This window comes from Actinomyces sp. ICM47, from assembly GCF_000278725.1.
Classification (GTDB): Bacteria; Actinomycetota; Actinomycetes; order Actinomycetales; family Actinomycetaceae; genus Pauljensenia.
Map to the genome: position 1 here is coordinate 21,122 of NZ_ALCA01000098.1, position 24,171 is coordinate 45,292.

The 24,171-nt window shown below is 66.5% G+C and carries 20 protein-coding genes, 1 tRNA gene and 1 riboswitch; of the genes, 16 read left to right on the plus strand and 5 right to left on the minus strand.

The window, feature by feature from the left end:
* Positions 1-40 precede the first annotated feature (40 nt).
* Positions 41-613, plus strand: coding sequence for an NYN domain-containing protein (locus HMPREF1136_RS06545; RefSeq protein WP_009648561.1), 573 nt, complete (start codon positions 41-43; stop codon positions 611-613).
* A 107-nt stretch (positions 614-720) separates the two neighbouring features.
* Here the strand turns inward: HMPREF1136_RS06545 and HMPREF1136_RS06550 are convergent, their stop codons facing one another.
* Both HMPREF1136_RS06550 and HMPREF1136_RS06555 read right to left on the minus strand, forming a co-directional pair.
* Positions 721-1,437 carry a PspA/IM30 family protein gene (locus HMPREF1136_RS06550; protein ID WP_009648535.1) on the minus strand — a complete coding sequence of 239 codons (717 nt, stop codon included), beginning with the start codon at positions 1,435-1,437 and terminating at the stop codon, positions 721-723.
* A gap of 225 nt (positions 1,438-1,662) precedes the next feature.
* Entirely contained in the window at positions 1,663-3,690 is a 2,028-nt protein-coding gene (locus HMPREF1136_RS06555) for a TPM domain-containing protein (RefSeq protein WP_009648534.1), read from the minus strand.
* A gap of 236 nt (positions 3,691-3,926) precedes the next feature.
* Here HMPREF1136_RS06555 and HMPREF1136_RS06560 point away from each other — a divergent pair, with 236 nt between their 5' ends.
* From HMPREF1136_RS06560 to HMPREF1136_RS06575, 4 genes are all read left to right on the plus strand, one after another.
* Complete coding sequence (locus tag HMPREF1136_RS06560; protein ID WP_009648571.1) at positions 3,927-4,304, plus strand: cold-shock protein; 378 nt, start codon at positions 3,927-3,929, stop codon at positions 4,302-4,304.
* Complete coding sequence (locus HMPREF1136_RS06565; RefSeq protein WP_009648543.1) at positions 4,297-5,160, plus strand: DUF3027 domain-containing protein; 864 nt, start codon at positions 4,297-4,299, stop codon at positions 5,158-5,160. Before HMPREF1136_RS06560 ends, HMPREF1136_RS06565 begins: the two co-directional genes overlap by 8 nt.
* 120 nt (positions 5,161-5,280) lie before the next feature.
* Positions 5,281-6,732 (plus strand): NCS2 family permease, encoded by a 1,452-nt coding sequence (locus tag HMPREF1136_RS06570; protein ID WP_009648572.1) that lies wholly within the window; start codon positions 5,281-5,283, stop codon positions 6,730-6,732.
* 143 nt (positions 6,733-6,875) lie between these two features.
* Entirely contained in the window at positions 6,876-8,165 is a 1,290-nt protein-coding gene (locus tag HMPREF1136_RS06575; RefSeq protein WP_009648552.1) for an MFS transporter, read from the plus strand.
* 31 nt (positions 8,166-8,196) lie between these two features.
* Here the strand turns inward: HMPREF1136_RS06575 and serC are convergent, their stop codons facing one another.
* A complete protein-coding gene (gene serC, locus HMPREF1136_RS06580; RefSeq protein ID WP_034505237.1) occupies positions 8,197-9,324 on the minus strand; it encodes a phosphoserine transaminase in 1,128 nt (375 codons plus the stop codon).
* 174 nt (positions 9,325-9,498) lie between these two features.
* On the opposite strand from serC, the gene HMPREF1136_RS06585 reads away from it, so the two are divergent.
* From HMPREF1136_RS06585 to HMPREF1136_RS06615, 7 genes are all read left to right on the plus strand, one after another.
* Entirely contained in the window at positions 9,499-10,176 is a 678-nt protein-coding gene (locus tag HMPREF1136_RS06585; RefSeq protein ID WP_009648562.1) for a metal-dependent transcriptional regulator, read from the plus strand.
* Between the two features lie 258 nt (positions 10,177-10,434).
* Positions 10,435-10,573: riboswitch (cyclic di-AMP (ydaO/yuaA leader) on the plus strand.
* Positions 10,574-10,575: 2 nt separating this feature from the next.
* Positions 10,576-11,346: a C40 family peptidase gene (locus tag HMPREF1136_RS06590; protein WP_009648560.1), complete on the plus strand. Its 771-nt coding sequence runs from the start codon at positions 10,576-10,578 to the stop codon at positions 11,344-11,346.
* A 133-nt stretch (positions 11,347-11,479) separates the two neighbouring features.
* Entirely contained in the window at positions 11,480-12,412 is a 933-nt protein-coding gene (locus tag HMPREF1136_RS06595; RefSeq protein WP_034505241.1) for a universal stress protein, read from the plus strand.
* 155 nt (positions 12,413-12,567) lie between these two features.
* Positions 12,568-12,640 (plus strand) — tRNA-Arg (locus HMPREF1136_RS06600).
* Between the two features lie 15 nt (positions 12,641-12,655).
* Positions 12,656-13,573 (plus strand): DMT family transporter, encoded by a 918-nt coding sequence (locus HMPREF1136_RS06605; RefSeq protein WP_009648540.1) that lies wholly within the window; start codon positions 12,656-12,658, stop codon positions 13,571-13,573.
* A 25-nt stretch (positions 13,574-13,598) separates the two neighbouring features.
* On the plus strand, positions 13,599-17,870 hold the full coding sequence (locus HMPREF1136_RS06610) for a hypothetical protein (protein ID WP_009648551.1): 4,272 nt from the start codon (positions 13,599-13,601) through the stop codon (positions 17,868-17,870).
* The gene (locus HMPREF1136_RS06615) at positions 17,863-18,087 is read left to right on the plus strand and encodes a hypothetical protein (RefSeq protein ID WP_009648553.1); all 225 of its coding nucleotides are present in this window, start codon (positions 17,863-17,865) and stop codon (positions 18,085-18,087) included. Before HMPREF1136_RS06610 ends, HMPREF1136_RS06615 begins: the two co-directional genes overlap by 8 nt.
* A gap of 487 nt (positions 18,088-18,574) precedes the next feature.
* Here the strand turns inward: HMPREF1136_RS06615 and mscL are convergent, their stop codons facing one another.
* Both mscL and HMPREF1136_RS06625 read right to left on the minus strand, forming a co-directional pair.
* Positions 18,575-18,967: a large conductance mechanosensitive channel protein MscL gene (gene mscL, locus HMPREF1136_RS06620; RefSeq protein ID WP_009648549.1), complete on the minus strand. Its 393-nt coding sequence runs from the start codon at positions 18,965-18,967 to the stop codon at positions 18,575-18,577.
* Positions 18,968-19,238: 271 nt separating this feature from the next.
* The gene (locus tag HMPREF1136_RS06625; protein ID WP_083836262.1) at positions 19,239-19,883 is read right to left on the minus strand and encodes a 5-formyltetrahydrofolate cyclo-ligase; all 645 of its coding nucleotides are present in this window, start codon (positions 19,881-19,883) and stop codon (positions 19,239-19,241) included.
* A gap of 39 nt (positions 19,884-19,922) precedes the next feature.
* Between HMPREF1136_RS06625 and HMPREF1136_RS06630 the strand changes: the two genes are divergently transcribed.
* The 4 genes from HMPREF1136_RS06630 (at position 19,923) to HMPREF1136_RS06645 (ending at position 24,145) form a co-directional block, all read left to right on the plus strand.
* Complete coding sequence (locus tag HMPREF1136_RS06630) at positions 19,923-20,846, plus strand: UTP--glucose-1-phosphate uridylyltransferase (RefSeq protein WP_198002824.1); 924 nt, start codon at positions 19,923-19,925, stop codon at positions 20,844-20,846.
* Positions 20,847-20,851: 5 nt separating this feature from the next.
* Positions 20,852-22,078: a molybdopterin molybdotransferase MoeA gene (locus tag HMPREF1136_RS06635; protein ID WP_009648568.1), complete on the plus strand. Its 1,227-nt coding sequence runs from the start codon at positions 20,852-20,854 to the stop codon at positions 22,076-22,078.
* Complete coding sequence (locus HMPREF1136_RS06640; RefSeq protein WP_034505231.1) at positions 22,075-22,773, plus strand: GNAT family N-acetyltransferase; 699 nt, start codon at positions 22,075-22,077, stop codon at positions 22,771-22,773. Before HMPREF1136_RS06635 ends, HMPREF1136_RS06640 begins: the two co-directional genes overlap by 4 nt.
* Positions 22,774-23,116: 343 nt before the next feature.
* A complete protein-coding gene (locus HMPREF1136_RS06645) occupies positions 23,117-24,145 on the plus strand; it encodes a hypothetical protein (protein ID WP_034505233.1) in 1,029 nt (342 codons plus the stop codon).
* Positions 24,146-24,171: the final 26 nt, after the last annotated feature.

A 24,171-nucleotide genomic window follows, 5' to 3' on the forward strand; every position in this document is an offset into this window, starting at 1 on the left:
GCCGACAGTGGCCTTAGCCGCGTCGTCTACAATTGACCCTATGGAAAGCTCTAATAATCAAACGACATATCTCGTCGTTGACGGCGAAAATATTGACGCGACGCTGGGACTGTCGGTCCTGGATCGACGTCCGAACCCCGAGGAGCGTCCCCGCTGGGACCGCGTCCTCGAGTCCGCGCATGGCCGCTGGAATCAGCGCGCCAAGGGCCTGTTCTTCCTCAACGGCTCCTCAGGCTTCCTGCCAATGGGCTTCGTTCAGGCCCTGACCGCCATGGACTACCAGGTGATTCCCCTGTCGGGTCCCGCCGACATGAAGGTCGTCGACGTCGGCCTGCAGCGCACGATGGACGCGATTGCGCAGCTTGGCTCGGGTGACGTTATCCTCGCCAGCCACGACGCTGACTTCCTGCCCCAGATTGAAGCCCTCCTGGACCAGGGCCGCCGCGTCGCAGTCATGTGCTTCAAGGAATTCCTCTCCTCCCAGCTCCACGATCTGGAGGAACGAGGCCTGGAGATCATCGACCTCGAATACGACGTGCACGCCTTCCAGGTCCGCCTGCCCAGGCTCCACATCATCGACATCGACGACTTCGACCCCATGTCCTTCCTGTAAGGACTGCGGGGGAGCGGGCACTCCCGCTCACACGACGCAACACGGTCGGGCGGCCCCGTGAGGGACCGCCCGACCGTGCGTCTGTCACGCGGCGAGGGCCGCGCCGCTCACTGCTTGTTCTTCAGAGCGGCGAGGCGAGCCTCGATCTCCAGCTGCGAAGAATCGGTCTCGAGTTCCGCGAACTGGGCGTCCAGGCTGGAGGCGGCCAGCTCGGCCTTGCCCTGGGCCAGGGCCTCCTGGCGACGCACGCGGTCCTCGAAGCGACCGAGCTCGCTTGTGGGATCCAGGATGTTAATGGCACCAAGAGCCTCGGTGACCTGAGCCTGGGCCTTGGCGGTCTTCTCGCGGGCGATCAGCTGGTCGCGGCGGGACTTCAGCTCGGCGAGCTTGTCCTTCATCTGGGCCAAGCCCTGCTTGAGGCGCTCGGCTACCTCGCGCTGCGCCTTAAGGGAGGGTTCCTCGGCCTTGATCTCATTCTCGAACTGGATCTGCTTGCCGATGGCCACCTTGGCCAGGTTATCCCACTTGTTTGCCCCGGCCTCGTCACCGGTGGCGCGCATCGCATCGGCCTTCGCGGAGGCGGCGGCGGCCTTCTGACCCCAGTCTGCGGCGGCCTTGACATCTTCCTCGTAGTCCTTCTCGGCCATGCGCAGGTTGCCCAGGGTCTGAGCGATCGCGTTCTCGGCCTCGACGATGGAGTTGGTGTAGTCGCGGACCAGCTGGTCGATCATCTTCTGCGGGTCCTCAGCCTTGTCGAGGAGCGCGTTGATGTTCGCCTTGGCGAGCTGGGCGATGCGGCCCATGATCGTCTGCTTCTCAGCCATGATGTTCTCCTTTGATGTGGTGTGCGCTCGTGCGCGGGTTGAGCGCGAGGCCATGGCCCCGCAGGTCGGTGGGTGGGTGCCGTCTGCCGCAGCAGGGGCGTCGTTATCCCCGCCCCTGCTGGGAGGGGGATGGCCCTGTCCGTGTCGATGGCGAACAGATCAAAATACACTCTCCCGCCGTCTGACGTTGATTATTCTATATAATGTACGTCACATAACAGGATCTTAGAAGCGTCCGGACCCCGTCGTCCACCCAGAATCGGATGAGCCGCCGGACGAGCCACCCCAGCTGGAGCCGGAACTCCACGAGTCGTTATCGTCCCACCTGCTCCTGTGGTGGTGGGAGGAAGACCCCGTATTGGAGAAGAGGATCGACCACAGGAGGGCCTCGCCAAGCGAGGAGCCGATCGAGGATCCGGGCGAGGTGGGTCTGCCGGAATAACCGGCGTTCCAGGAGTCGGCTGCGTTGGGTAGGGGTGTCGCAAGGACGCGGTCCGCCTTGGCGCGGGCATCCGAGGCTAGGGCGGACGCCTTGGCGGGGTCGCTGCTGATCGCTGCGCGCGCAGCCTTCAGGGACTGCTCGGAGTCGTGAAGCGTCGAGCGCACGCTGAGATCTATTGCGCCGCGTCGGCCCTGCACGTAGCGTTCTGCTCGCTCGAAGGCGGTTTCGGCCAGGGAGATCTGAGCCTGGGCGTTCGCGCGTGCCTTCTCGGCGTTTTCACGCTGCGAGCGCAGGGGGGCAAGCGCCGCGTCGATGTTCGCTTCGGAGGTGCGCAGGTGCTCGAGGGCGGCCAGCGGGTCGCCGTTGTTCATGAGGGCGGCCTGGCCCTCGGCAATGGCGGCACGCGCGTCCGCGACGAGCGGGTCGAAGACGGTGGGTTCTGCCTTCAGACTCGTGACGTCGGCAAGGTCGGCGGAAATAGAGCCGATTGCCGCGCCGAGGCGGTCGCGGATCGCATCTAGGTCGGACTTGGCAGAGAAGATCGCATCGGTTTGGTGCTTGGCCATCATGAGCGCGCGGTGGGCGGTGTCAAGCGTGCTTTCCGCGAGGGCGCGGTCAGTGTCGACCGCCTGCTTCGCCGCTTCGATGGCGGACGCCGCCGTCTCCAGGAGTGCGTGAGCTTGCTCGGGATTGTCTTGGAGGGAGGTGAGCATCTGGGCGGGATAGATGCCCGCGATGGCGGCGAGTTCGGCGGTTGCCCGATCCAAATCGCCGCGCTGTTCGACGAGGCGTTCGCTGGCCTCGGCGATGCGGCTGGGCAGCGTTGCCTGTTCGGAGCGTCGCTGTTCAAACGTGGCCTGGATGGTACCGAGCGGGTTCATGTTCTCGCCGAGGTCGCGCATGATGGCGGAGGCCGTGGTTCTCTTCTCGGCGTCGCTCGTGGCGTCTTCCATCTGCTTTTGGCGTTCGAAACCGCGCGCGACGGCGGCTTTGGCGGCCTCGAGGGTCCGGGCAAATTCGTCGGTCGCGGCGATGCCGAATTGGGCGCGCGCGAAGTCGAGTTCGTCCGCGGCGCTGCGGACCTGTTCGTCGGCTGACAGGAGCTGCTGATTTGCCAGGGTGACCGTCTCGGCCACGCTCATGCCGGGCATGTTCGCGGCCTGAGCGGGAGTCTGCGCGGTACCTGCGCCCCGGGATCGGCGCGAGTTGTTGTGCACGAGGAGCGCGATGACGCCGCCGCCGACGATGATGAGCATGATGAGCATGGTGCCGGTGCCCGACGATGAGGTCCTGGATGAGGATGAGCGCGACGACGAGCTTCCAGTGCTTGACGGCGACTGGTACCCCGACACAACGGAGTTGATGAATGTTTGTGCGCCGATGGCCGCATCAGAAGCCGTGAGAGGATTGCTGGTCAACGTGGCCTCGGCCTGTCGTTGGGCGTTGTCCAGCACGGTCTGTGACACGGGGGCCTTTTTCGAGCAAAAGACGTCGGAGCGCTCGTTGTAGGCGATGGCGTACAGGATGTCGCTGTCCTTGGAGGAGGACGCTGTTGCGGAGGCCTTGCACCATGCGTCGGGCTTTTGCCCGGAGAAATCGGGGACGACCACGACGTCGATGGTGATGCCCTTGGTTCTGGCGGTGCGCGCAGCGGTCTCGATGGCTGATCGATCCGAGTCGGACAGCCAGCCGCCCGGATCGGTGACGATGCCGCTGGTCGTGACGGGTGAGGTGGCGAACGCGGGAGCGCCGAGCGCGATCAGGAACGTGGAGAGTAGAGCAACGATGCTGAAGCGGCGGGTGCGTGACACGGGGTCCTCCTGCGTTGTGGCGAACAGGCAAACGTACATCACGCGGCGTGTATTCGTCGACAATGTGACGCAGAGTACGAAACGTGATCGCTGCCGTGAGGTCAGTCTACGTGATTGAGGGGGCAGCGGTGCTGTTCGCTACAGGCAATAGCACGCTCAGACGCCGGGCGGGCGCGCACCTTATGATATAGGGGGAGTCCTTTGGGCCTACAGACTATGGAGAGAAGGAGGAGACCATGCCCACCGGTAAAGTGAGGTTCTTCGACGCTGATCGCGGTTTCGGCTTCATTACAGGAGACGACGGGGCGGATGTTTTCCTCCACTCGTCCGCGCTACCGTCCGATGTTCGCAGTCCCAAGGTGGGTGCTCGCGTGGAGTATTCGGTGGCCGACGGACGTAAGGGGCCGCAGGCGCTGAGTGTGCGGTTCCTGAAGGAGACAGCTTCCGTTGCCCGCGCTAAGCGCCGCAAGCCGCAGGCGATGGTGCCGGTTGTCGAGGACCTCATTAAGCTCCTCGACTCCTCGAGTGCCTCGCTGCGCCGCGGTTCCTACCCGGACAACGCGACCAAGATCGCGAAGGTGCTGCGCGCCGTAGCAGAGGAATTTGATGCCTAAGACTGGTGCCCGTACGCGGGCAGTGAAGAAGGACGCTGTCCTGGAGGCAGCCGTCGATGTCGCACGCGCCGGGGCCGAGGCCGTGGCGTACCCGCGCCCGGTCGGCGAGCATGTGGGCTTCGAGATGGTGTCGGAGCGCCTGGCCACCCACTTTTTCGCGTCCACGGACGCGGGATACGTGGGCTGGTGCTGGGCCGTCACCGTCGCCCGCGTGCCGCGCGGTCGCGTCGCCACTGTGTGTGAAGTCGATATGACCCCTCGTGAGGGTGCACTTCTCGCCCCCGAGTGGGTTCCGTGGGAGCAACGCCTGCGTCCCTCGGATGTTTCTCGCGACGATGTCCTGCCGTACAAAGCGGATGATGAGCGCCTCGAGCAGGGCTTCGAGGACACCAGTGAGGATCTGGATCTGCCGGTCGTTCGCGAGCTGGGCTTGGGGCGTCCCCGAGTCCTGTCCAAGACTGGGCGGAGCCAGGCAGCCAAGCGCTGGTATGAGTCGGAGCGCGGCCCGAAGCCGGGTCGTCGCCCGCGCAACACCTGTTCAACCTGCGGCTTTCTCATGAAGATGAGCGGCGGCATGCGCACGATGTTCGGCGTGTGCGCGAATGAGTGGGCGACCGATGACGGGGCCGTGGTTTCCCTGGATCACACGTGCGGTTCCCATTCGGAGACCGACGTTCCGAAGAATGGTACGGCGTGGCCGGTGCGTCCTTCGCGCGTGAATGAGGGGGCGCTCGACGCCGAGCCGATGCCGCGCGCTGCCGAGAAGGACAGCGACGAGGCCGGGGCGAAGCGGGCGCAGGATACGACGCACTCCGAGGGAGAGCGCGAGGAAGCGACGCAGAGCGACGCCGACTGAGGCCTCGTGGATCACAGGCGGTGGGAAAGCACTCGGGGAGGTCCCCGGGTGCTTTCTCAACAAGTGGGAACACAGCGGGTATGTTTGCGTACAGGGGGCGTGACCAGGCACGATTGACCAGTGAACACCCAAGAAAAGACCGCCCCTTCCCGCGGCGGCTTCACACAGTCACTTGATTCGTTCTTCCAGATCTCCAAGCGCGGCTCGACCATCGGTCATGAAATCCGCGGCGGGATCGTCACCTTCTTCGCGATGGCTTACATTCTGGTCGTTAACCCGGCGATCCTGAGCAACGCTATTCCCGACGACGGATCCATCACCACCCAGGGTATCGCCGCAGGCACCGCGCTGGTCGCAGGCGTCATGACGATCCTCATGGGCGTTGTTGCGAACTACCCGCTGGCGCTCGCAGCCGGCCTCGGCCTGAACGCGGTGGTCGCCTTCACCCTGGTCCTCGGTGCGGGCCTGAGCTACGGCGAGGCCATGGGCATTATCGCGTGGGAAGGTATCCTCATCTTCCTGCTGGTCCTCACGGGCTTCCGCGAGGCAGTGTTCCGTGCCGTCCCCGCCGCCCTCAAGACCGCAATCACGCTCGGCCTGGGCCTCTTTGTGGCCCTCATCGGCCTGGTCAACGCCGGTATTGTGCGCACGGGTGCGACACCCGTTCAGTTCGGCATCTCGGGTTCGCTCGATGGCTGGCCTGCCCTGGTCTTCGTCTTCGGCCTGTTCCTCATGATCATCCTGTACGTGCGGGGCGTGCAGGGCGCTGTCCTCATCTCGATCATCTCAGCCACGGTCCTCGCGGTGATCGTCCAGGCATTCGCGCACATCGATCGGATCTCCGACACGAACCCGACCGGTTGGGGGCAGACCGTTCCGGAGCTCAAGGGATCCCCGATTGCGGTCCCCGTCTTCGACACCCTTGGCAAGGTTGACCTTTTCGGCGGCTTCGGCAAGCTCGGCGTTGTCTCCGTGATCCTCCTGGTCTTCTCCCTCATGCTCGCCGATTTCTTCGACACGATGGGCACCATGGTTGCTGTCGGTGCCGAAGGCAACCTGCTTGATGAGGATGGCAACCCGCCCAAGACGCGCCAGATCCTGATCATCGACTCCCTGGCTGCCGTGGCCGGCGGCCTCGGCGGCGTCTCCTCGAACACCTCCTACGTCGAGTCCGCCTCGGGCGTCGCCGAGGGCGCGCGCACCGGCCTGGCCTCCGTGGTCACCGGCGTCCTCTTCCTGCTCTCGACCTTCCTGGCTCCGCTCGTCGAGCTGGTCCCGACCGAGGCCGCTTCCACGGCCCTCGTGTTCGTCGGCTTCCTCATGATGACCCAGGTGACTGACATCGACTGGAAGTCCGCCGAGGTCGCCATCCCGTCCTTCATGACGATGGCCTTCATGCCTTTCGGCTACTCAGTGTCCGTCGGCATCGGCGTGGGCTTCGTGACCTACGCGCTCATCCAGCTCGTCAAGGGCAAGGCTCGCACGGTTCACCCGCTCATGTGGCTGGTCTCCGTCCTGTTCATCATCTACTTCCTGATGGGTCCGATCCAGCGTCTCTTCGGCGTCGCCTGATTGCTCACCTATCGCGTACTTGTCGCCCCGTCGCAGCGTCGCTGCGGCGGGGCAGTCGTATTCTGAAAGAACGCGTACGAACGAGGACCGCGCGCTTCGCCCAGGCCTCGTTCGTGGAGGGGCACAGGATGAGGAGGACAGACATGTCGGCTACGTTTGCATCGTTGCGCTATGTCAACTATCGGTACTGGTTCGCCGCAACGTTGATTGCATCGACGGGCACGTGGCTACAGCGCGTGGCTCAAGACTGGTACGTGCTCACGGTCCTCACCGACCACGATTCCTCGCAGGTCGGCATCGTAACCGCCTTGCAGTTCCTGCCGATTATCCTGTTCTCCGCGTGGGCGGGCGTGCTCGCGGACCGTATCCCGGGGCGGCGTCTCCTACAGTGCACGCAGACTGGCATCGGCGTTGTCTCTCTTATCATGGGCCTCGTCGTCCTGACGGGAACGGGGCAGCTGTGGCATCAGTATGTCCTGGCGTTTGTCTCGGGAACGATCTCCGCGATGGATACCCCCGCGCGTCAGGCCTTCGTCGGCGAGCTTGTTCCGCTTGACAAAATGGCGAACGCTGTCGCTCTGAACTCCACGGCGTTCCACGCGGCGCGTCTCATTGGCCCGGCTTCCGCGGGCTTGTTCATCGACTGGTGGGGGGTGGGTCCCGTCTTCCTTATTGACGCCGGTATGTTCGCCGCCCCCGTCATCGCGCTGATGCTCATGCGCGGCGACCGCCTCTACCCGCGCACGCTTGTGCCGCGTGCCCGCGGCCAGCTGCGCGAAGCCGTAGCCTACGTCCGTCGGCGTACGGACATCCTTATCATCCTCGTGCTGATTGCCATCGTGAGCGCCCTGGGTATGAACTTCCAGATGACCAGCGCGCTCATGGCGACCACCGTGTTTGGCAAGACGGCCGGCTCCTTCGGGATACTCTCCTCGTTCATGGCTTTCGGCTCGATTCTGGGGGCGACGGGTGCTGCACGCCGTATCCCTCGCCTGCGCACGATCATCCTGGGTGCCGCCTTCTACGGGTGCGCCGAGATCCTGCTGGGTCTGTCCCCCTCGTACTGGTGGTTCGCTCTCCTGTCGATCCCGACGGGTTTTGGGATGCTGACGATGAACACGAGTGCAAACGCCCTCATGCAGACGCGTACGGATCAGGAGATGCGTGGGCGTGTCATGGCGATGTACTCGCTTGTGTACCTGGGCGCGACGCCGATTGGATCGCCGATTATTGGCCGTGTGGGCGCGGTATTTGGAGCTCGCTGGGCGATCCTGGTGGGCGGGATCGCCTCCCTGGGTATCGCGCTCATCTGCGGTGCGTGGGCGATGATCCACTGGAAGGGGCGCGTCGCGGTTCGTCCCTCTTTCCCATGGGTGGGCGTGGAGGGTGGCTCCTCTGCGGACGCACCGCGCCGCTCGGTCGACCCGAGCTGAGAGTCGGGGACCGCGCGGCGGCGCGAGGCGCTTAGAGGACCCGCTCCAGGCAGTAGTCGATGCACTCCAGGAGGGCTTCGACGTCGCCGATCTCGACGCTGGGCCAGGTACCGATGCGCAGCTGGTTCGCGCCCACGCCGCGGTAGGCGCCGATGTCTACGATCTCGTGGGCGCGCAGGTGTGCCGCCAGGTCTGTGGCCTTCACGTCGGCGTTGATCTCGATCGTCGCGGTGACGGGGGAACGCCACGCCTCCTCGGTGACGAAGGGGGAGAGCACCGGGTGCGCGGTCGCCCAGTCGTAGATGAGGGACGAGGCCTGGGCGCAGTGGGCGGCGACGGCATCCATCCCGCCGCGTTCGTTGAGCCACGCGACCTGACGCTGCGCCATGATGATGGTCGCGACCGCGGGTGTGTTGAGCGTCTGGTCCTTGCGCGAGTTATCAATCGCGGCAGACAGCGACAGGAACTGCGGGATCCAACGGCCTTGGGGGGCAGCCTCGATGCGCCGGGCGCGCTCGATGGCGGCGGGGGAGAGAACAGCGACCCACAGGCCGCCGTCCGACCCGAGGGCCTTTTGCAGAGAGAAGTAGTAGGCGTCGACTCCGGTGAGGTCCACGGGCGCGGCACCCGCAATCGACGTGCCATCGACGAGAGTGAGCGCTCCGGGTGCGTCGACCCGGTAGACGGGGGAGGCCACGCCCGTTGAGGTCTCGTTGTGCGGGTAGGCGTAGACATCGACGCCCTCCGCGGCATCGCGCGGTGTGAGCGTGACCAGGGAGCCAGCCTCGGCCTCGTCGATGAGGGGCGTGCGCAGGTGCGGCGCACGTTCCGCTTCCAAGGCGAACTTTGCGCCGAATGCTCCCCAGGAACCGAAGGCCGCGCGCGAGTCCATGAGGCACGCGCAGGCCACATCCCAGAAGGCGGAGGCACCGCCGTTACCGAGCACGATCTCGTAGCCCTCGGGGACGCTCAGGAGGGAGCGCAGCCCGTCCTTGAAGGAAGCGACGACGTGTCGCACGGGCGCTGCGCGGTGGGAGGTGCCCATGAGGAGGGGTGTGAAGAGCGCCTGAAGCTGGTCGGGGCGCACTTTCGAGGGACCGCAACCGAAGCGACCGTCGGCGGGCAAGAGGACCGGGTCAATGTCGGGGAAAACCACCATGAACACAGCGTAACCCGCCTTGGCACGCTATTTCCATCATGCTCATTAATCGAATTAGCGTGAAGAAGCACACGTGGGCACGCGCACTTTTTCGCGTCATTGTGTCGTTTGCTTCCAAGAAAAGGAAGGTCAACCTATCCTGTTGTTAGTTCGTAGCCGTCAAAGGAGGATGCCGTGGCAGACCTGATCGACACCACCGAGATGTATCTCAAGACCATTCTCGAGTTGGAAGAGGACGGGGTGACGCCCCTGCGCGCCCGCATCGTGGACCGCTTGGGCCATTCGGGGCCGACGGTGTCGCAGACGGTCGCCCGCATGGAGCGTGACGGCCTGCTGCACGTGATGGGGGATCGGCGCCTCGAGCTGACCGAGGAGGGTCGCAGCCGCGCGACCGAGGTGCTGCGCAAGCACCGCCTGGCTGAGCGTCTGCTTCTCGACGTGATTGGCATGGAGTGGGCACAGGTTCACGACGAGGCCTGCCGCTGGGAGCACGTCATGAGCGACGCCGTTGAAGCGCGCCTGGTGGAGCTGCTGCACGACCCGAGCGTGGACCCCTACGGTAACCCGCTGCCCGGCGTGGGTGAGAGTGGGCGTCTGCAATCCGCGGAGCTCGCAGTGCGTTCCTTCGAGTCGGGTGCGCTGACCCTGGCGCGTATCGGCGAGCCGATCCAGGCCCAGGCCGATCTGCTGGCTTCCTTCGGTGAGCTGGGACTGCGCCCGGGCGCGCGCGTGGGTCTGTCTGCGCACGGTGACATCGTGCGGGTAGCGGCGCTGGACGAGGTGGGGGAGGTCAGCGGGTATCTGACGATCCCGATGGCACTGGCCGCTCACCTGTTCGTTCGCGGTGACTAAGCGCGACCGTAACGAGGCCGGGGTCCGTGTGGGGTCTCGGCCTTCGTTATGCCCAGAATCGAGGGCATCTCGGATGGTGGAATGAGTGTGATGAGTCGGTGATTGGCTGAGTTTTTCCTGTTGTTGCGCGGCATAAATGTCACGAAATGGTAACGGTCGAGGATTGAGGTGTTATAGGAACGTGACACTGACCGCCTGTGCAGGGTATAGTGAGAACCGGTCATCAGACCAACCGCTCATCCGGTACCCGAAGTGAGACAACGGATGACGCGGAAAAAGCGTCTCACGCGGGGAACCCATCATCGGCTCCTCGTAGCCTAGGGGTGAAGCTCGCATGCCGAGCCGGGCCTCCCGCCCGAACCCGACAGCTAACCTCGCAGGGAAACAGGGAGAAAACGAGTGAAGACTTCTAAGCCTGCTCCGCGTCACCGCCAGGCACGTCGCCCCATCGCCGCTGCTGTGGTCGAGGGGGTCACCCCTATGAACGCCGCTCGCCCGATCGCCTTCGCATCGGCCGCCGGTGTTGCGCTGACCGCTATTGCTGCCGGTGTTGCAAACGCCGCGCCGGCCACCCCCCAGTCCGAGCCGCAGAGCGCGGACCTGAACACCACGACCATTGCCGTCGACGACGTCACCACGGTTGAGGTTCCGGATATCGCGTGGACCGCCGAGGATGGCATCGCCGAGTCCGTCACCGCCGAGGCCCCCGCAGCCCCCGAGCCGGAGGCAGCTCCCGCCGATGAGACCGACGCGAACGCCTCTGATGGCGCTGCCTCGCGTTCCGAGTCCCGCGGCGAGATGTCCACCGCGTCTTCGGATACCTCGGCCCGTCAGGCCGCCGTCAACGCCGCTGGATCGGACATCGTCTCCGTCGCCCTCGGCCTGACCGGCATTCCCTACGTCTACGGTGGCGAGACCCTCGCCGGCCTGGACTGCTCCGGCCTGGTCAAGTACGCCTACGCGGCTGCCGGCATCAACCTGCCGCACTCCTCGTCCGCTCAGGCCGCTGGCGGCACCATCGTGTCCAACCCGCAGCCCGGCGACATCGTGGCCTACCCCGGCCACGTCGCCATCTACATCGGCGGCGGTCAGATGGTTGAGGCGACTATGCCCGGCTACAATTCGAAGGTTTCGCCGGTTCGCGGCGGCGCGACCTACGTGCGCTACTGAGCCGTTTGAACGATAGGCAATCGCCGCAGCCCCGAGGGGGTTGCGGCGATTGTTTTATCTTCCTCCACTTGGGCTTTCGCCCACCGTCAAAATGCGGCACAATATAAGTGACTGCCACCACGAGGAGGACATGATGAGTTCCACCGAAGTCATTCTGGTCGGTGTCGATGGCTCGAAGGAGAGCCTTGCCGCCGTCACATGGGCCGCTGATCGCGGCGCGCGCACCGGAGCGCGCATCCATTGCCTGTGCACCTACGCGCTGGCTTCCTACTCTGCCGCCGCCCTCGACGGTGGGTACGCCGTTCTCGACGACGAGGCGCTCAAAGCGGGTGCCGAGCAAGTTGTTGAGGAAGCGAAGGCCGTGGCTCGCGAGCGTGGAGCCGCGCACGTGTCCGGTTCGACCGAGCCGGGCGACCCCGCAGGCGTCCTCATCGATTTCTCCGCTGAGGTCGACATGATCGTCGTCGGCTCTCGCGGAGGCGGTGGCTTTGCGGATCGTCTCCTCGGTACCGTCTCCTCTGCGCTGCCCGCGCACGCCAAGTGCCCGGTCGTCGTGGTGCCTCGCCACACCTCGGGCAAGAAATTCACGCCCATCGAACGCATCGTCGTCGGCATTGACGGAACCGACCAGCCGTCCTGCGCCCTCAAGCGCGCGATCAGCGAGACCGATCTGTGGGGTGCCCGCCTGACGGCCGTCTCGGCCGTCCCCATCGCCGCGGGTCCCTCCGTCATGGCGTGGACCCCGACGGGCGTCGACCACTCCGCCCTCCTCACCCAGGTTCGTCAGGGTATGGACGCCGCCATCGACGCCGCCCTGGACGGGCGCGACGTGCACGTGTCGCGCCACGCCCTCGACGGTTCCGCGGCCTCGCTACTCATCGAGTTCTCGACCGCAGTCGACCTCGTCGTCGTGGGCACCCGCGGGCGCGGCGGCCTGGCTGGCGTGCTCCTCGGCTCGACCTCGCAGACCGTCCTGCACCACTCGACCTGCCCCGTCATGGTCGTACCCTCCGCCCACCTGGGCGAAGGCACCACGGCGGTGCACACGGAGTGGGAGCGGCGCTAACTCCTCACCGCGGACGAGGCCGGGGGACCCCACGCGCTCACCCCGGCCTCGTCCGTGTGTGCTCAATATCCCCGCCCCCAGAGTCTCGTTCGTGGGCGGGGTGACGCGACGGGCGGGCACCCACTTTGCTAGAGTTGGCCCGGACAAAGTGTCACGCCCTCGTAGCTCAGGGGATAGAGCACCGCTCTCCTAAAGCGGGTGTCGGACGTTCGAATCGTCTCGGGGGCACTGTGAGGGGACCTCATGCGTAACGCCATCGGATATATCGTGACCGTCGTGGCCGCGCTGTGCTGGGGCGCTTCCGGGGTCTCCGCCCACTATCTGATGACGTCCCACGGCGTCGAACTGACCCTCGTCAGCTTCTTCCGCATGTTTACGGCCGGCATCCTCACCCTCGGCTGTGCGCTCGCCCGCTCGCGCAGGATCACCACCCAACACCGCGAACTGGTGACAACGAGGCGTAACTGGCCCCCACTCATCTCCTACGCCATCTTCGGCCTGGCGGCCTGCCAACTCAGCTACATGGGCGTCATCCGCGCCTCCAACGCCGGCACCGGCACCGTCCTGGAATACCTGGGCCTCATCCTCATCGTCGTGTGGGTATGCCTGAGCCACCGGCGCTGGCCGCGTACCTCCGAACTGATCGCCATGATCCTGGCACTGACCGGCACGTTCCTACTGTCCACGCACGGCACCCCAGGTACCCTCGCCCTGACCCCCGTGACCCTCGCGTGGGGTGGCGTCGCCGCCCTCACCCTGGCAACCTACACGCTGCTACCCGCCCGCCTCATCGCCGTATACGGTGCCGAACTCGTCGTCGGCTACGGCCTGGTCATCGCTGGAGCCGGGGTCGGCCTCGTCGGGCGAGTCTGGCGTTACTCGATCACATGGACGCCCGACGTCATCCTCGCCATGACAATCACCGTCGTGCTGGGCACCGCCGTCGCCTTCACCGCCTTCCTGTGGGGCGTCGACCGTATCGGACCCGTGCGCGCCAGCCTCGTCGGCTGCGCCGAACCCATCGCGGCGACCGTGTTCTCCGCCCTCATCATGGGAAGCTCCTACACGGGTGCCGACATCGTCGGCATGGCCCTCATCGTCAGTGCTGTTGTGACCATTTCCGTTGTCGACCTCATCCGGGCGCGCCGCGTCACACAATAAGGCGGTGCTGCCGTAGGGTTGAATCGTGGTTCCTAGTATCTTTTCGCGCCGTTCCGCCCCCGAGCCCGAGGCCCCCGAAGCCTCGTCCACGTCGACGCACCCGACCACCCTTGTCGGTCAGGCGCGCTCCGCGTGGCGCACACGACTCGAGGAGACCATCGCTGCTGACAGCAAAAACCTGCCGACCCTCTCGCTCACCGAGGCCCACCCCGGCGGCCTCGCCCAGCTCTTCACCGAGCACCCCGTCCGCCTGAGCCTGCTTATCCGCGAACCCATCGCCCTGGGCCGCGCGCTCGACCGCGCCCGCGCGATCATCGCCCGCTCTGAGAAACGCGCCGCCAGCCACGGAACCGGCCCGATCCACCTGGCTATTGGAACCGCCACGTGGCGCCACGGCACCGAACTCATCACCGTGCCCGCCCTGCTGCGCCCCGTACGCCTCGTGCGCCGCAACGACGACGTCCTCATCGCCGTGGGGCACGGTGCCCTCCTTGCACCCGAACTTGAAAACGCCCTGCGCGCGGCCGGAGAAGACATCGACGGACGCAATATTCTCGCCCAGGCCAGCGGACACCACGGGTTCTCCTCCTCGCAGGCCATGAGCGCCTTGCGCCAGGCATGCAGCGTCCTCAACCGCTTTGAGCTGCGCGACGAACTAGTCGTCGGTCTCTTCATCCACCCCGCCGGCCCCCTCGCCGCCAGCCTCGACACCGACGTCGAGGCCCTGGCTGACTCCGCGGTTATCCGCGCGCTCGCGGGTGACCAGGACGCTCGCCGAGAGCTGACCGCCACGCCGCTCACGCGCAATCCCGGCGACCGCGACCCGTGGGCCGAAAAGGGGATCGGCGACCTGCTCCCCACTCAGCAGGACGCAGTCGAGGCCGCATCCGATGGCCGCAGCGTCCTTATCGACGTGCCCGCATACGCCGACGACGCCTCCATCGTCGCCGCCATCCTCGCGGACGCGGCTGCCACCGGGCATTCCGTCCTGCACGTGTCCACCGCGCCCTCGCGCTCGATTGCCGCCTACTCGCGTCTAGCCGACCTGGGCCTGTCCGACGTCATCGCCAACATCGACGGATACTCCGACGCGCGGCGCAGCCTTGCCCCGCGCGTCAAGGAAGCAATGGACGACATGGCTCCCGTCGTCGACCAGGTGAGCGTCGACGCGATGCGCGCCCGCCTGCGCCACGTGCGTTCCTCGCTGAGTTCCTACGCGAAGGCCCTGCACGAACCCTACGGACGCTTCGGCGTATGCGCGGCCGATGCCCTGCGTGCGCTCACCGACCTCACCAGCAGCGAGGGCGCACCCACGACCCGCGTCCGCCTGTCTGATCAGACCCTCTTTGAGATCGCCATGGACCAGGGCAAGTCCGCCCGCGCCCTCCTCCGCGAGGCCATCGCCTCCGGACGCCTGACGAGGGGTGCATCCTCCGCCTGGGCAAAGGCCATCCTGACCTCCGACGAACAGGCCTCCGACGCCCTCACGCGCGTCAACCGCCTGTCCCAAACGCTGCCCGAGCTGCTTGTCTACATTTCCTCCGTCGCTGGCGAGGCCGGTATCAAGCCCGCGGGCACCCTCGCCCAGTGGGATCGCCAGCTCGCCATGTTCGACGGAATCGCCGACGTCCTCGACGTCTTCAAGCCCCGCGTGTTCGAACGCAGCGCCGCTGACATGGTGATCGCTACCGCCCCCAAGCAGTGGCGCAAGGACCACGGCATTGCCATGAGCCGAGCCGAGCGCACTCGCCTGGTCAAACAGGCCCAAGACCTCGTCCGCCCCGGCGTCCACGTGCCCGACCTGCACCGTGCTCTCATCCGCGTTCAAGAACGCCGCGACGCCTGGTGCGCCGTGTGCGGCGACGACTCCTGGCCGATCCTGCCCGCCAAAATCGGCGAAATCTCAGCCCTGACCGACTCTGTGCGCGACGACCTCGACGCCATCGCCCCCGTGTTCGTGGACGAAGAACCGGACCTGGTCGCCACCCACGTGCAGCGCCTGTCCACCCTCATTGAACGCTGGGCCGGCGACACGAGCGCCGCCCGCGAGATCCCCGCCCGCCTCGAGATGCGTTCGCGCCTGGCAGCCCACGGCCTCGACGCCCTTGCCCAGGACCTCGCCGACCGACGCGTCGACGAATCCCAGATCGACACCGAACTCGACCTGGCCTGGTGGGCCTCCCTGCTGCGCTCCATGCTGGCCTCCCAGCCCGCCCTCGGCGGCGTCGACCCTACTTCCCTTGAAGACCTCGCCCGCGAAGGCCGCGAGCTCGACGAAGCCCAGGTCGCGTCGCTCATCCCGCAGGCCATCACCGGCGTGCGTAGGATCCGCGCGAACGCCCTCGCCGCGCGCCCCAGGCAATACGAGGAACTGCGCGAACTCCTCGAAGACGGGGGCGCGCCCTCCGACCTCGAGCTGCTCATCGCCTACCCGCTCGTGCGCCACCTCCTGCCCGTCCTCATGACGGTCCCCGCCATGGTGCCCATGCTCGCACCCACCGGGCGTACCGTCGACATCGTCGTGCTCGACGGCGCAGACGGCCTGCCCCTCGCCGAACTTGTGCCCATCATCGCGCGCGGCCACCAGCTGGTCGTTATCGACGACCTCGCCGCCGCCTCCGAAGGCGGTGCCACTCGCGCGCTCGCCGACGTCCTGCCTACCCTGCGCGTCGACCCCGGCCCGCGCCGCCTCAACGATCAGGTCGCGCTGCTCCTCGCTCGCTACGGCTACGAGCACGCCGGCATCCCCGTTCCGTGGACCGCCGCGAACGCTCCCGTATCCGCGCGCTGGGTCGAGGCCACCGGCATGCCCGCCCCCGGCGCCCACGCCATCGAATCGACGTCCGCGGAGGTCCGAGCCGTCGTCGACGCCGTCATCGAGCACGCCGTCGAATCCCCCGAACGGTCCCTCGCTGTCGTCGCCCTGTCCGACCGCCACGCCCAGCGTATCTCCGAGGCCCTGGCAGCCGTGCGCTCGAAGGAACCCGGGCTGGCCTCGTTCTTCGACCCAGCAACGCCCGAACCTTTCGTCGTCATCGGCCCGCAGCAGGCCCTCGGCCTGACGCGCGAGTCCCTGATCCTGTCCGTCGGCTTCGCGAAAACTCCGCACCGTCGCGTCATCCACGACTTCGGGATCCTATCCACCGAAAAGGGTGCGGACGCCCTCGCTGAGGTCCTCCGCATCGTGCGCGGCGACCTTACGCTCGTGTCCTCACTGCGCTCCGACGAAATCGACCGCGACCGGTTGCACCACGAGGGCTCCCGGATGCTCGTCGACCTCCTTGAGATCGCCGAGGGGCACGCGGGCGAAGGAATGGACGCCTGGCCGGTCCTCGCCGGCGAACCCGACCGACTCCTCGTCGACCTGGCGGACCACCTCTACTCCCGAGGCCTCGAAGTCGTCGCCAACGTCGGCATTCCCGGCGGCATGCGTGTCCCCCTGGCCATCGGACACCCCGCCTTGCCCGGCCGCCTCCTACTCGCCATCCTCACCGACGACGAGGAATACCTGTCCGAGCCCAGCCAGCGCGTGCGCGACCGCGCCCGCCCCCGCTGGCTCGAAGCCCAAGGCTGGCACGTCTACACCGCCCTGTCCATGGCCCTGTTCATCGACCCGGAAAAGGAAACCAACACAATCGTCGACGCCGTCCTCGACGCCCTCGACGAACTCAACGTCAGCTCCGACACGCCCGCCGTCGCCGTGCCTGCACACGTTGACGACGACGAGGCCGAAACCTCGTCCGCAACCGGGGGTGCGGACGACTCGGCGGTGAGTGCTGGCTCCGCTGAGGCCTCGATCCCCGTCGCCGCGAAGGACGCTCAGGCACCTGCGACCGAACCCGCCTCCGAGTCTGGCGACGATACCCCGTCTGCGCCCGCCAAGCCGCGCCCGCCCATGCTGGACGACGGCCTCGACGAAGAATCCAAACGCCGCAAGAAAGCCGACGAAGACACGACCGGCATGCTGCTGGAAATCAAGCGCAAGGAACGCGCCTCCGAGAAGAACCGCGGCCCGCGTCCCGCGATTGCCAAGGGCCTGCCACTGGCCGCCTACTCCGACGACCAGCTCGACGAAATGGCCGCCTGGGTTCGCTCCGACGGCGTCGAACGCACCGACCTGGAGACCGCAGAAGAACTGCGCGAAGCCCTGGGCATCACGCGCCGCGGCTTCCAGTCCGACGCGGTGCTCGGCAACGTCGTGCGCCGCACCAAGCCGAAGGCCTCTGCCGCGTCCTCGGAGGACACTGCTCCCGGCGACGAGGCCGAGCCTGGCGACCAGGATCCCTCCGATGAGTGAGGCGCCAGCACCGCGCAAGCGTCGCCGCGTCGCACGCTTCGTGTCCGAGGTCGACCTGCGCCTCATCGCCGAGGGCCTGCCGCCCTCCTGGGAAGACCGCGTGCGCCCCGAAGACACGCGCCCCGGCTCCATGGCCGACGCCCCCGACCGGGGCGACGGTGCCAACGACGCGCGCCTACTCGACAACGTGCCCCCGCACGCCCAGGCTCGCGCCTAGGGGTGAGGTCGCCCGCGCGGGGCAACCCCGGACCTGTCCGGGTGGCGGTGCCCGGTGGCGGCGGCCCGCGTGGGGAGCTATCGAGTGCGCACGGGTGGCCACGGTAGTCGGCGGAAGGCGACCAGCTGCCCATCGGGAGCTACCGAGTGCGCATGGGGGCCACGAGATCGAGGCGCGTGCAGCCCACTACCGGGGCGCGCTCGCACACAACCCCTCTCACCATGCGCCTCAATCCCCTTTGATACGCGCGCGAACACGCTATGTGGAGTTTGGGCCTTCTCATCCGCACGTGGGCCTGCTATTCCGAGCCTGGGCAACGCCGCCCGCGTGCGGAATAGGGGGTTCACGTGCGGGACAGGCGGCCCGCGTGCAGACCCAGGCGGAGTAGTGTTCTATAACCTCGTTGCCGGGACACGTCGGTGGATACAAAAATGCGGGGCCGATGCGTTCATCGGCCCCGCATTCCCTCGCGAAGAGGACAGAAAAATCAGGCGCGGTCGCCCTTGGCGAGGGCGTCGCGGATCTCGGTGAGGAGCTGGACCTCCTCCGAGACCTCCTTGGGGGTGTCGTCCGCAGCCTTCTTACGGCGGGCGTTGAGGGCGTTCATGGGCACGACGATGCAGAAGTAGATCGCGAAGGCCATGAGGAGGAAGTTGATGACGGCGGTGATCAGGACGCCGAACTTCACGTCGGTGCCATTGAGGGTGAGGATGAAGGCATCCGAGAAGTCGGGCTTGCCGATGACGGCGGCGATCAGCGGGTTGATGATGCCGTCGACGAGGGCATCGATGATGTTCTTGAAGGCGGCACCGATGATGACACCGACGGCCAGCTCGATGACGTTGCCGCGAGCGATGAATTCCTTGAAGCCCTTAAGCATGGGTTCTCCTGTGTGAAAGGTCGGCGGAGCCGACACGTCTGAACCGCCGAGGAAACTCGGCGTGGCGGGCGGGAGCCGCCGGGGCTGGCGCCGCGCGGGCGCGCTGTTACCACGGAGAACATTAGGGGGACTTTCGTCGTGACGATAGCGAGCAGGGGGTAATGTTCGTCGCAGTATCGCCAATTGGCGGCGGCGTTACTGCAATGCCGCAGATAACGGGCCTCTGAGAGATAGGTGACAAACGATTGATCGATGTGGTCTGGCGCGTTTGTTAGGGCCTCGTGACACGGATCGTGCGTGTGGGTGTGATGATTGCGTCGATGGGTACGTCGTGCGCCTCAAGGGGGATCTGGCCGGGTTCCAGTACCTCGTCATCAAAAATGACGGCGACGACCGGCGCGGTGGGGCAGCGGTGGGGGAGCGTGCGGTCGTACCAGCCGCCGCCCTGCCCCAGGCGCGTCCCGTCCAGGCCCCCGGCCAGCGCGGGCACGAGAATCAGGTCGGCCCGAGCCAGCGCCTCCGACGCCAATGCCTCGCCCGATGGCTGAGCGGGAGGCCTCCCCGGCATCACCAACGCCTGCCCTGCCTCCCACAGTCCCCAGCGCGGTCCGCTCAGAGCTACCCCGGCCTCGTCAACGAGGACCGGCAGAAGCGCGCGGGGAAAGAGGCCGAGCGTCAGGGACAGGTCCGGCTCAAGCGGAGTGGGCACGAAGAGCGCGGGCAAGGCGACGGACCCCATCGACGAGGCTAGGGCACGCACCTGGAAGGCGATCCCTTCCGCTTCGGCACGGTGACGTACCAGCAGGGGAGCTTGGTCAGTATCTGACGACTGTGCGCCAATCGAGGTGCCGGGGAATGCTCGGCGACCCCGGCGCCGGGCTCGAATCTCCGCGCGGAGAGTTGTTTTTGTGGCCATCGTCTCCCTCTTCGGTCGTTTCTTCGCTACCCTTGCAGTATGTCAGAGAAAAACCAGCCTGTAGTGCACGCCGTTGTCCCCTCGGCCGGTCGCGGAACCCGCTTCCTGCCCATCACGAAGTCGGTCCCCAAGGAGATGCTTCCCGTCGTTGACCGCCCCTCGATCGAATACATCGTTCGTGAGGCCACCGACGCTGGCATCGAAGACGTCCTGTTTGTCACTCGCGCGGGTAAGCAGGCCATCGAAGACTACTTCGACGCTGAGCCCGGCCTCGAGGCCGACCTCGAGAAGGCAGGCAAGGAAAAGGCCCTCGAGTACGTGAACGAGTACAAGAAGTACGCGCGCGTCCACTCCGTGCGCCAGGGGCACCCCCTCGGCCTCGGCCACGCGATCCTCCAGGCGAAGTCCCACGTGGGCGACGCCCCCTTCGCGGTCCTACTGCCGGACGACCTCATGGAACCCGGCTCGCAGCTGCTGCGCAAAATGATCCAGGTCCGCGAGGCCCTGGGCGGCAGCGTTGTCGCCCTGCTGAAGGTCACGCCCGAGCAGGCCACCGCCTACGCCTCTACCGCGGTCGAGGTGCTGCCTGTGCCCGAGGGCGTCGACCTGGAGGAGGGCCAGCTCATGCGCATTACCGACGTCACCGAGAAGCCCCCGCTCGACGAGGTCAAGTCCGAGTACGCCGTCGTCGGTCGCTACCTGCTGGACCCGGCCGTGTTCACTGCCCTCGAAAACATCGAACCGGGTGCCGGTGGTGAGTATCAGCTCACAGATGGGTACGCGCGTATGATCGGCCTCCCCGAAGAACAGGGTGGAGGGTTGTACGGTGTAGTCATTGACGAGCGTCGCTTCGATACCGGGGACAAACTCGGCTACCTCGAGGCAAACGTGACGCTCGCCCTTGAGGACCCGGCGCTTGGAGGGGAACTCAGGGAGTTCCTGCGCTCCAAGCTCGAGGACTGAGAACCATGCGAAGCGTTGCCGACTTCTACCAGGACTGCCAGGCCGTCGCTCACGCGGTGCCCCCGCTCGACGTCAAGCTTGCCGACGCAGTGAGCTGCGTGCTCGCGGAGGACGTGCAGGCACCCTTCAACCTTCCGGTCGCCGACCTGTCCGCGTGCGACGGGTACGCCGTGCGCGTGCGCGACTGTGAGGGAGCAACCCTGGAGACGCCGGTGACGCTTCCCGTCACCGAGGAGATCCGCGCCGGGGCCGTCGACCCCGCCGCCCTCGTGCCCGGCACTGCGATCCGTATCGCGTCCGGCGCGCCCATGCCCACGGGTGCCGAGGCCGTGGTTTCCCTCGAGTTCACCGACCACGGAGTCGCTCAGGTCGCCCTGCGCACCGCCCCCGCCAGCGGAGAGAACATCCGCCGCCGCGCCGAGGACGTTGCGCAGGGTGAGACCGTGCTGCGCGCCGGTACGCGTATCGGCGCGCGCCAAATGGCGCTCCTGGCCGGCGTGGGCCGTGACCACGTGCTCGTTCACCCACGACCGCGCGTCGTCATCATCTCCATTGGCGACGAGATCGTCGAACCCGGAGGCGAGGCTCGCCCCGGCACCGTCTTCGACGCCAACGGTCACGCCCTGGCCACGGCCGTTGCTGACGCCGGCGCCGAAACCTTCCGCGTCGCCGCCGTCCCCGACGAGCGAGGCCGCCTGCGCGACACGATCGAGGACCAGCTAGTGCGCGCCGACCTCGTCCTGACGACCGGCGGCATCTCGTACGGCAGCGGCGACACCGTCCGCGAGGTCCTCGGCGCCCTCGGTACCGTCCGCTTCGATAGCGTCGCCGCCTGGCCCGGCCACATCATGGGCGTGGGTACCGTCGGTGGCGACGATGAGCGTCCCGGCACCCCCATCGTGTGTCTGCCCGGTGACCCGGTGTCCGCGCAGGTCTGCTTCGAGGTCTTCGTCCGCCCCGCGCTGCGCCACATGCAGGGGTGGACCACCGTCAACCGTCCGGTCGTGCGAGCCGTCGTTGACCGCTCCTGGTACTCCCCGCGCGGTCGCCGCGAATTCGTGCGCGTGCGCCTCACGGGTTCCCCGCGCGCCGGCTACAACGCCTCCGTCATGGGGACCCCGGCCTCGTTGCTGCTCTCCGCGCTCGCGGACTCCAACGCGCTGGCCGTTGTCCCCGAGGACGTGACGAACGTGCGCGTGGGGGATACCTTGCAGTGCCTGGTCCTCGAATGAGGTGTCTGCTGCGGCGCTCCACGTGCGTGTGGGGGCGCGATATCGAGATGCTCACGCTGCGCGTGACGGATCCTGTGGGGCGTGGGTTTTTGCGCCCCGACCCTGCGGGTGGCCCGAATCCGCGGGAGCTGGTCATCCGCCCCGTGCGCGGCCAGGAGCACCGCGACCTTGATGCTGTGCGCCGCGCTGACGGGCACTGGCTGCGCCCGTGGGAGGCGACTCTGCCCCCGGACACGCTCGAGCATATTCCCACCTTCTCCCAGTACATGCGTCGCGCTGATCGCGACCACCGCGAAGGGACCGGCCTGATTTTTGGCGTCCGAATCGACGGTCGCTTCGTCGGGCAGTTCAGCATTTCGAATGTCCATTGGGGCGCGATGTCGTCGGGGATGCTGGGCTACTGGATCGTGTCGAATTGGGCAGGACGAGGGCTGGGGTCCCTGTGCGCGGCCCTTGTCCTTGATCTGGTGGTGGGGGAGCTGGGCCTGCATCGGGTTGAGGTGTGCGTGCGCCCCGAGAATGAGCGTTCGCTCGGCGTGTGCCGCGGCCTTGGCCTGATTGAGGAAGGGGTGCGCCCTCGTTTCATGCACATCGCGGGCCAGTGGGCCGACCATGTTGCGTTCTTTATCGACTCCGAGTCGCTGCCTGAGGGGGGCCTCGTGCAGCGGCGGTGGGGAAGTCCCGCGATTTCCTGAGCTGGGTTGGTGCGTCTTTCCGGGCTTGACGCCGTGCGGTTGCTGCGCGCGGGCGAGTGGTGGAGGTGACGTCGTAGTCATGCGGTGTTTTCTTGCGACACCGACCAATTGTGAGGATTGTCGGACGCGTTACTGTGGCGTTTATCCTGTTTGACGACTGTGTGACTGTGGTGGCGCTTGGGGGTGTTCGCGGCGCTGATCACCACCGTCTCGCTGATGCGCATAGTGCAGGTGTTATGAACGCGACAGTTATTGCTTATTTCATACTTACCACTAGGTTTAAGAGTCCGACACGCCCGATTTCGGCGAAGTTGCTACTCGCTAACCATCCTACGTTGAAAGGGTGGAAATTGGTGGACTCGTCATCGCAGCGGTATTTGTGTCGCTTCTCGCGACCGTACCGCAGTTGGTTGAACGCAGAATGGCCATCGTTGAGTCGCGTGAGATCGACCGATTCTCCCCGAGCCTGCGCATGATTCACATGGATGCGTCAGAATTGGACATGTGTGATCGTGCCACCGGAACGATCTTGGCGCGGCGCGCACTGACGAGCGGAGGAAGCATGCATACAGTCGCCACTGGACGCACTCGGCCCGTCATTGACCGCCGCAACAATAAGGCTGTCCGAGACATCGCCCGGCTGCGCGCGCGCCGTGCTGCTCGCCTGGCCGCCGAGATCGCTGCCGGCCGTCGCCGCATGGTGATGACGGGTATTTGCGCGCTGTCCACGGTCATCCTTACCATCGTTATTGCTGCCACCTCGATCGCGTGGACCTGGATCCTTGTCCCGATTGCCGCGCTGGTGGCGTCGCTGTCCACCTCCCGCGTCGCGGCCGTGCGGTCGCAGCGCGCGTCCGAGCGTGAGTTCGAGCAGCTCACGAAGCTGCGCGCCGACGTGCGCGGTGGGCGACCCGTGTCGTCCGCCCCTCAGGCTCGCAAGGCTGAGGCCGTGAAGGCTCATGACGAGGCCGTGGCCGCCCCGCGCGTGTCCTCGTCGTCCGCTGCCTCTGCTCCGTCTGCGTCCGTTCCTCGTGCTGACGGTGCCGAGCCTGCAACCCAGACAGGTTCCGTTCCCTCCCTCGTGTTCAACGTTGAGGTGCCAGAGGCCGTTGAGGTTGCCGACACTCCTGCTCGCGCGTGGACCGTTGCCCCGATCCCCGCGCCCACCTACGCGTCGCGTGATCGCATTCGCGGTCGCATCGTCCACGCCGACACTGACCTGCGTGGTATCCCGCGTATCACGGCCGCTATCCCGGCGCGTCCGATCGCCCAGACCGCCCAGGTGGGTGCCCGCTCCACTGAAGAGGTCGTCGCCGACCAGATCGTCGCTCTCGACCTGGACGCCGTTCTGGATGCGCGTCGGGCCCAGTAGGGCTGCTGATTGCCGTTGTTGCCGCG

Excerpts from the sequence above, each read along its gene's own strand:
- HMPREF1136_RS06635 (WP_009648568.1), top strand. The coding sequence starts at position 20,852 with ATGCGAAGCGTTGCCGACTTCTACCAGGACTGCCAGGCCGTCGCTCAC.
- HMPREF1136_RS06575 (WP_009648552.1), top strand. The coding sequence starts at position 6,876 with ATGTCGGCTACGTTTGCATCGTTGCGCTATGTCAACTATCGGTACTGG.
- HMPREF1136_RS06640 (WP_034505231.1), top strand. The coding sequence starts at position 22,075 with ATGAGGTGTCTGCTGCGGCGCTCCACGTGCGTGTGGGGGCGCGATATC.
- HMPREF1136_RS06605 (WP_009648540.1), top strand. The coding sequence starts at position 12,656 with ATGCGTAACGCCATCGGATATATCGTGACCGTCGTGGCCGCGCTGTGC.
- HMPREF1136_RS06550 (WP_009648535.1), bottom strand. The coding sequence starts at position 1,437 with ATGGCTGAGAAGCAGACGATCATGGGCCGCATCGCCCAGCTCGCCAAG.
- HMPREF1136_RS06565 (WP_009648543.1), top strand. The coding sequence starts at position 4,297 with ATGCCTAAGACTGGTGCCCGTACGCGGGCAGTGAAGAAGGACGCTGTC.
- serC (WP_034505237.1), bottom strand. The coding sequence starts at position 9,324 with ATGGTGGTTTTCCCCGACATTGACCCGGTCCTCTTGCCCGCCGACGGT.
- HMPREF1136_RS06615 (WP_009648553.1), top strand. The coding sequence starts at position 17,863 with ATGAGTGAGGCGCCAGCACCGCGCAAGCGTCGCCGCGTCGCACGCTTC.
- HMPREF1136_RS06545 (WP_009648561.1), top strand. The coding sequence starts at position 41 with ATGGAAAGCTCTAATAATCAAACGACATATCTCGTCGTTGACGGCGAA.
- HMPREF1136_RS06595 (WP_034505241.1), top strand. The coding sequence starts at position 11,480 with ATGAGTTCCACCGAAGTCATTCTGGTCGGTGTCGATGGCTCGAAGGAG.
- HMPREF1136_RS06560 (WP_009648571.1), top strand. The coding sequence starts at position 3,927 with ATGCCCACCGGTAAAGTGAGGTTCTTCGACGCTGATCGCGGTTTCGGC.
- HMPREF1136_RS06630 (WP_198002824.1), top strand. The coding sequence starts at position 19,923 with ATGTCAGAGAAAAACCAGCCTGTAGTGCACGCCGTTGTCCCCTCGGCC.
- HMPREF1136_RS06625 (WP_083836262.1), bottom strand. The coding sequence starts at position 19,883 with ATGGCCACAAAAACAACTCTCCGCGCGGAGATTCGAGCCCGGCGCCGG.
- mscL (WP_009648549.1), bottom strand. The coding sequence starts at position 18,967 with ATGCTTAAGGGCTTCAAGGAATTCATCGCTCGCGGCAACGTCATCGAG.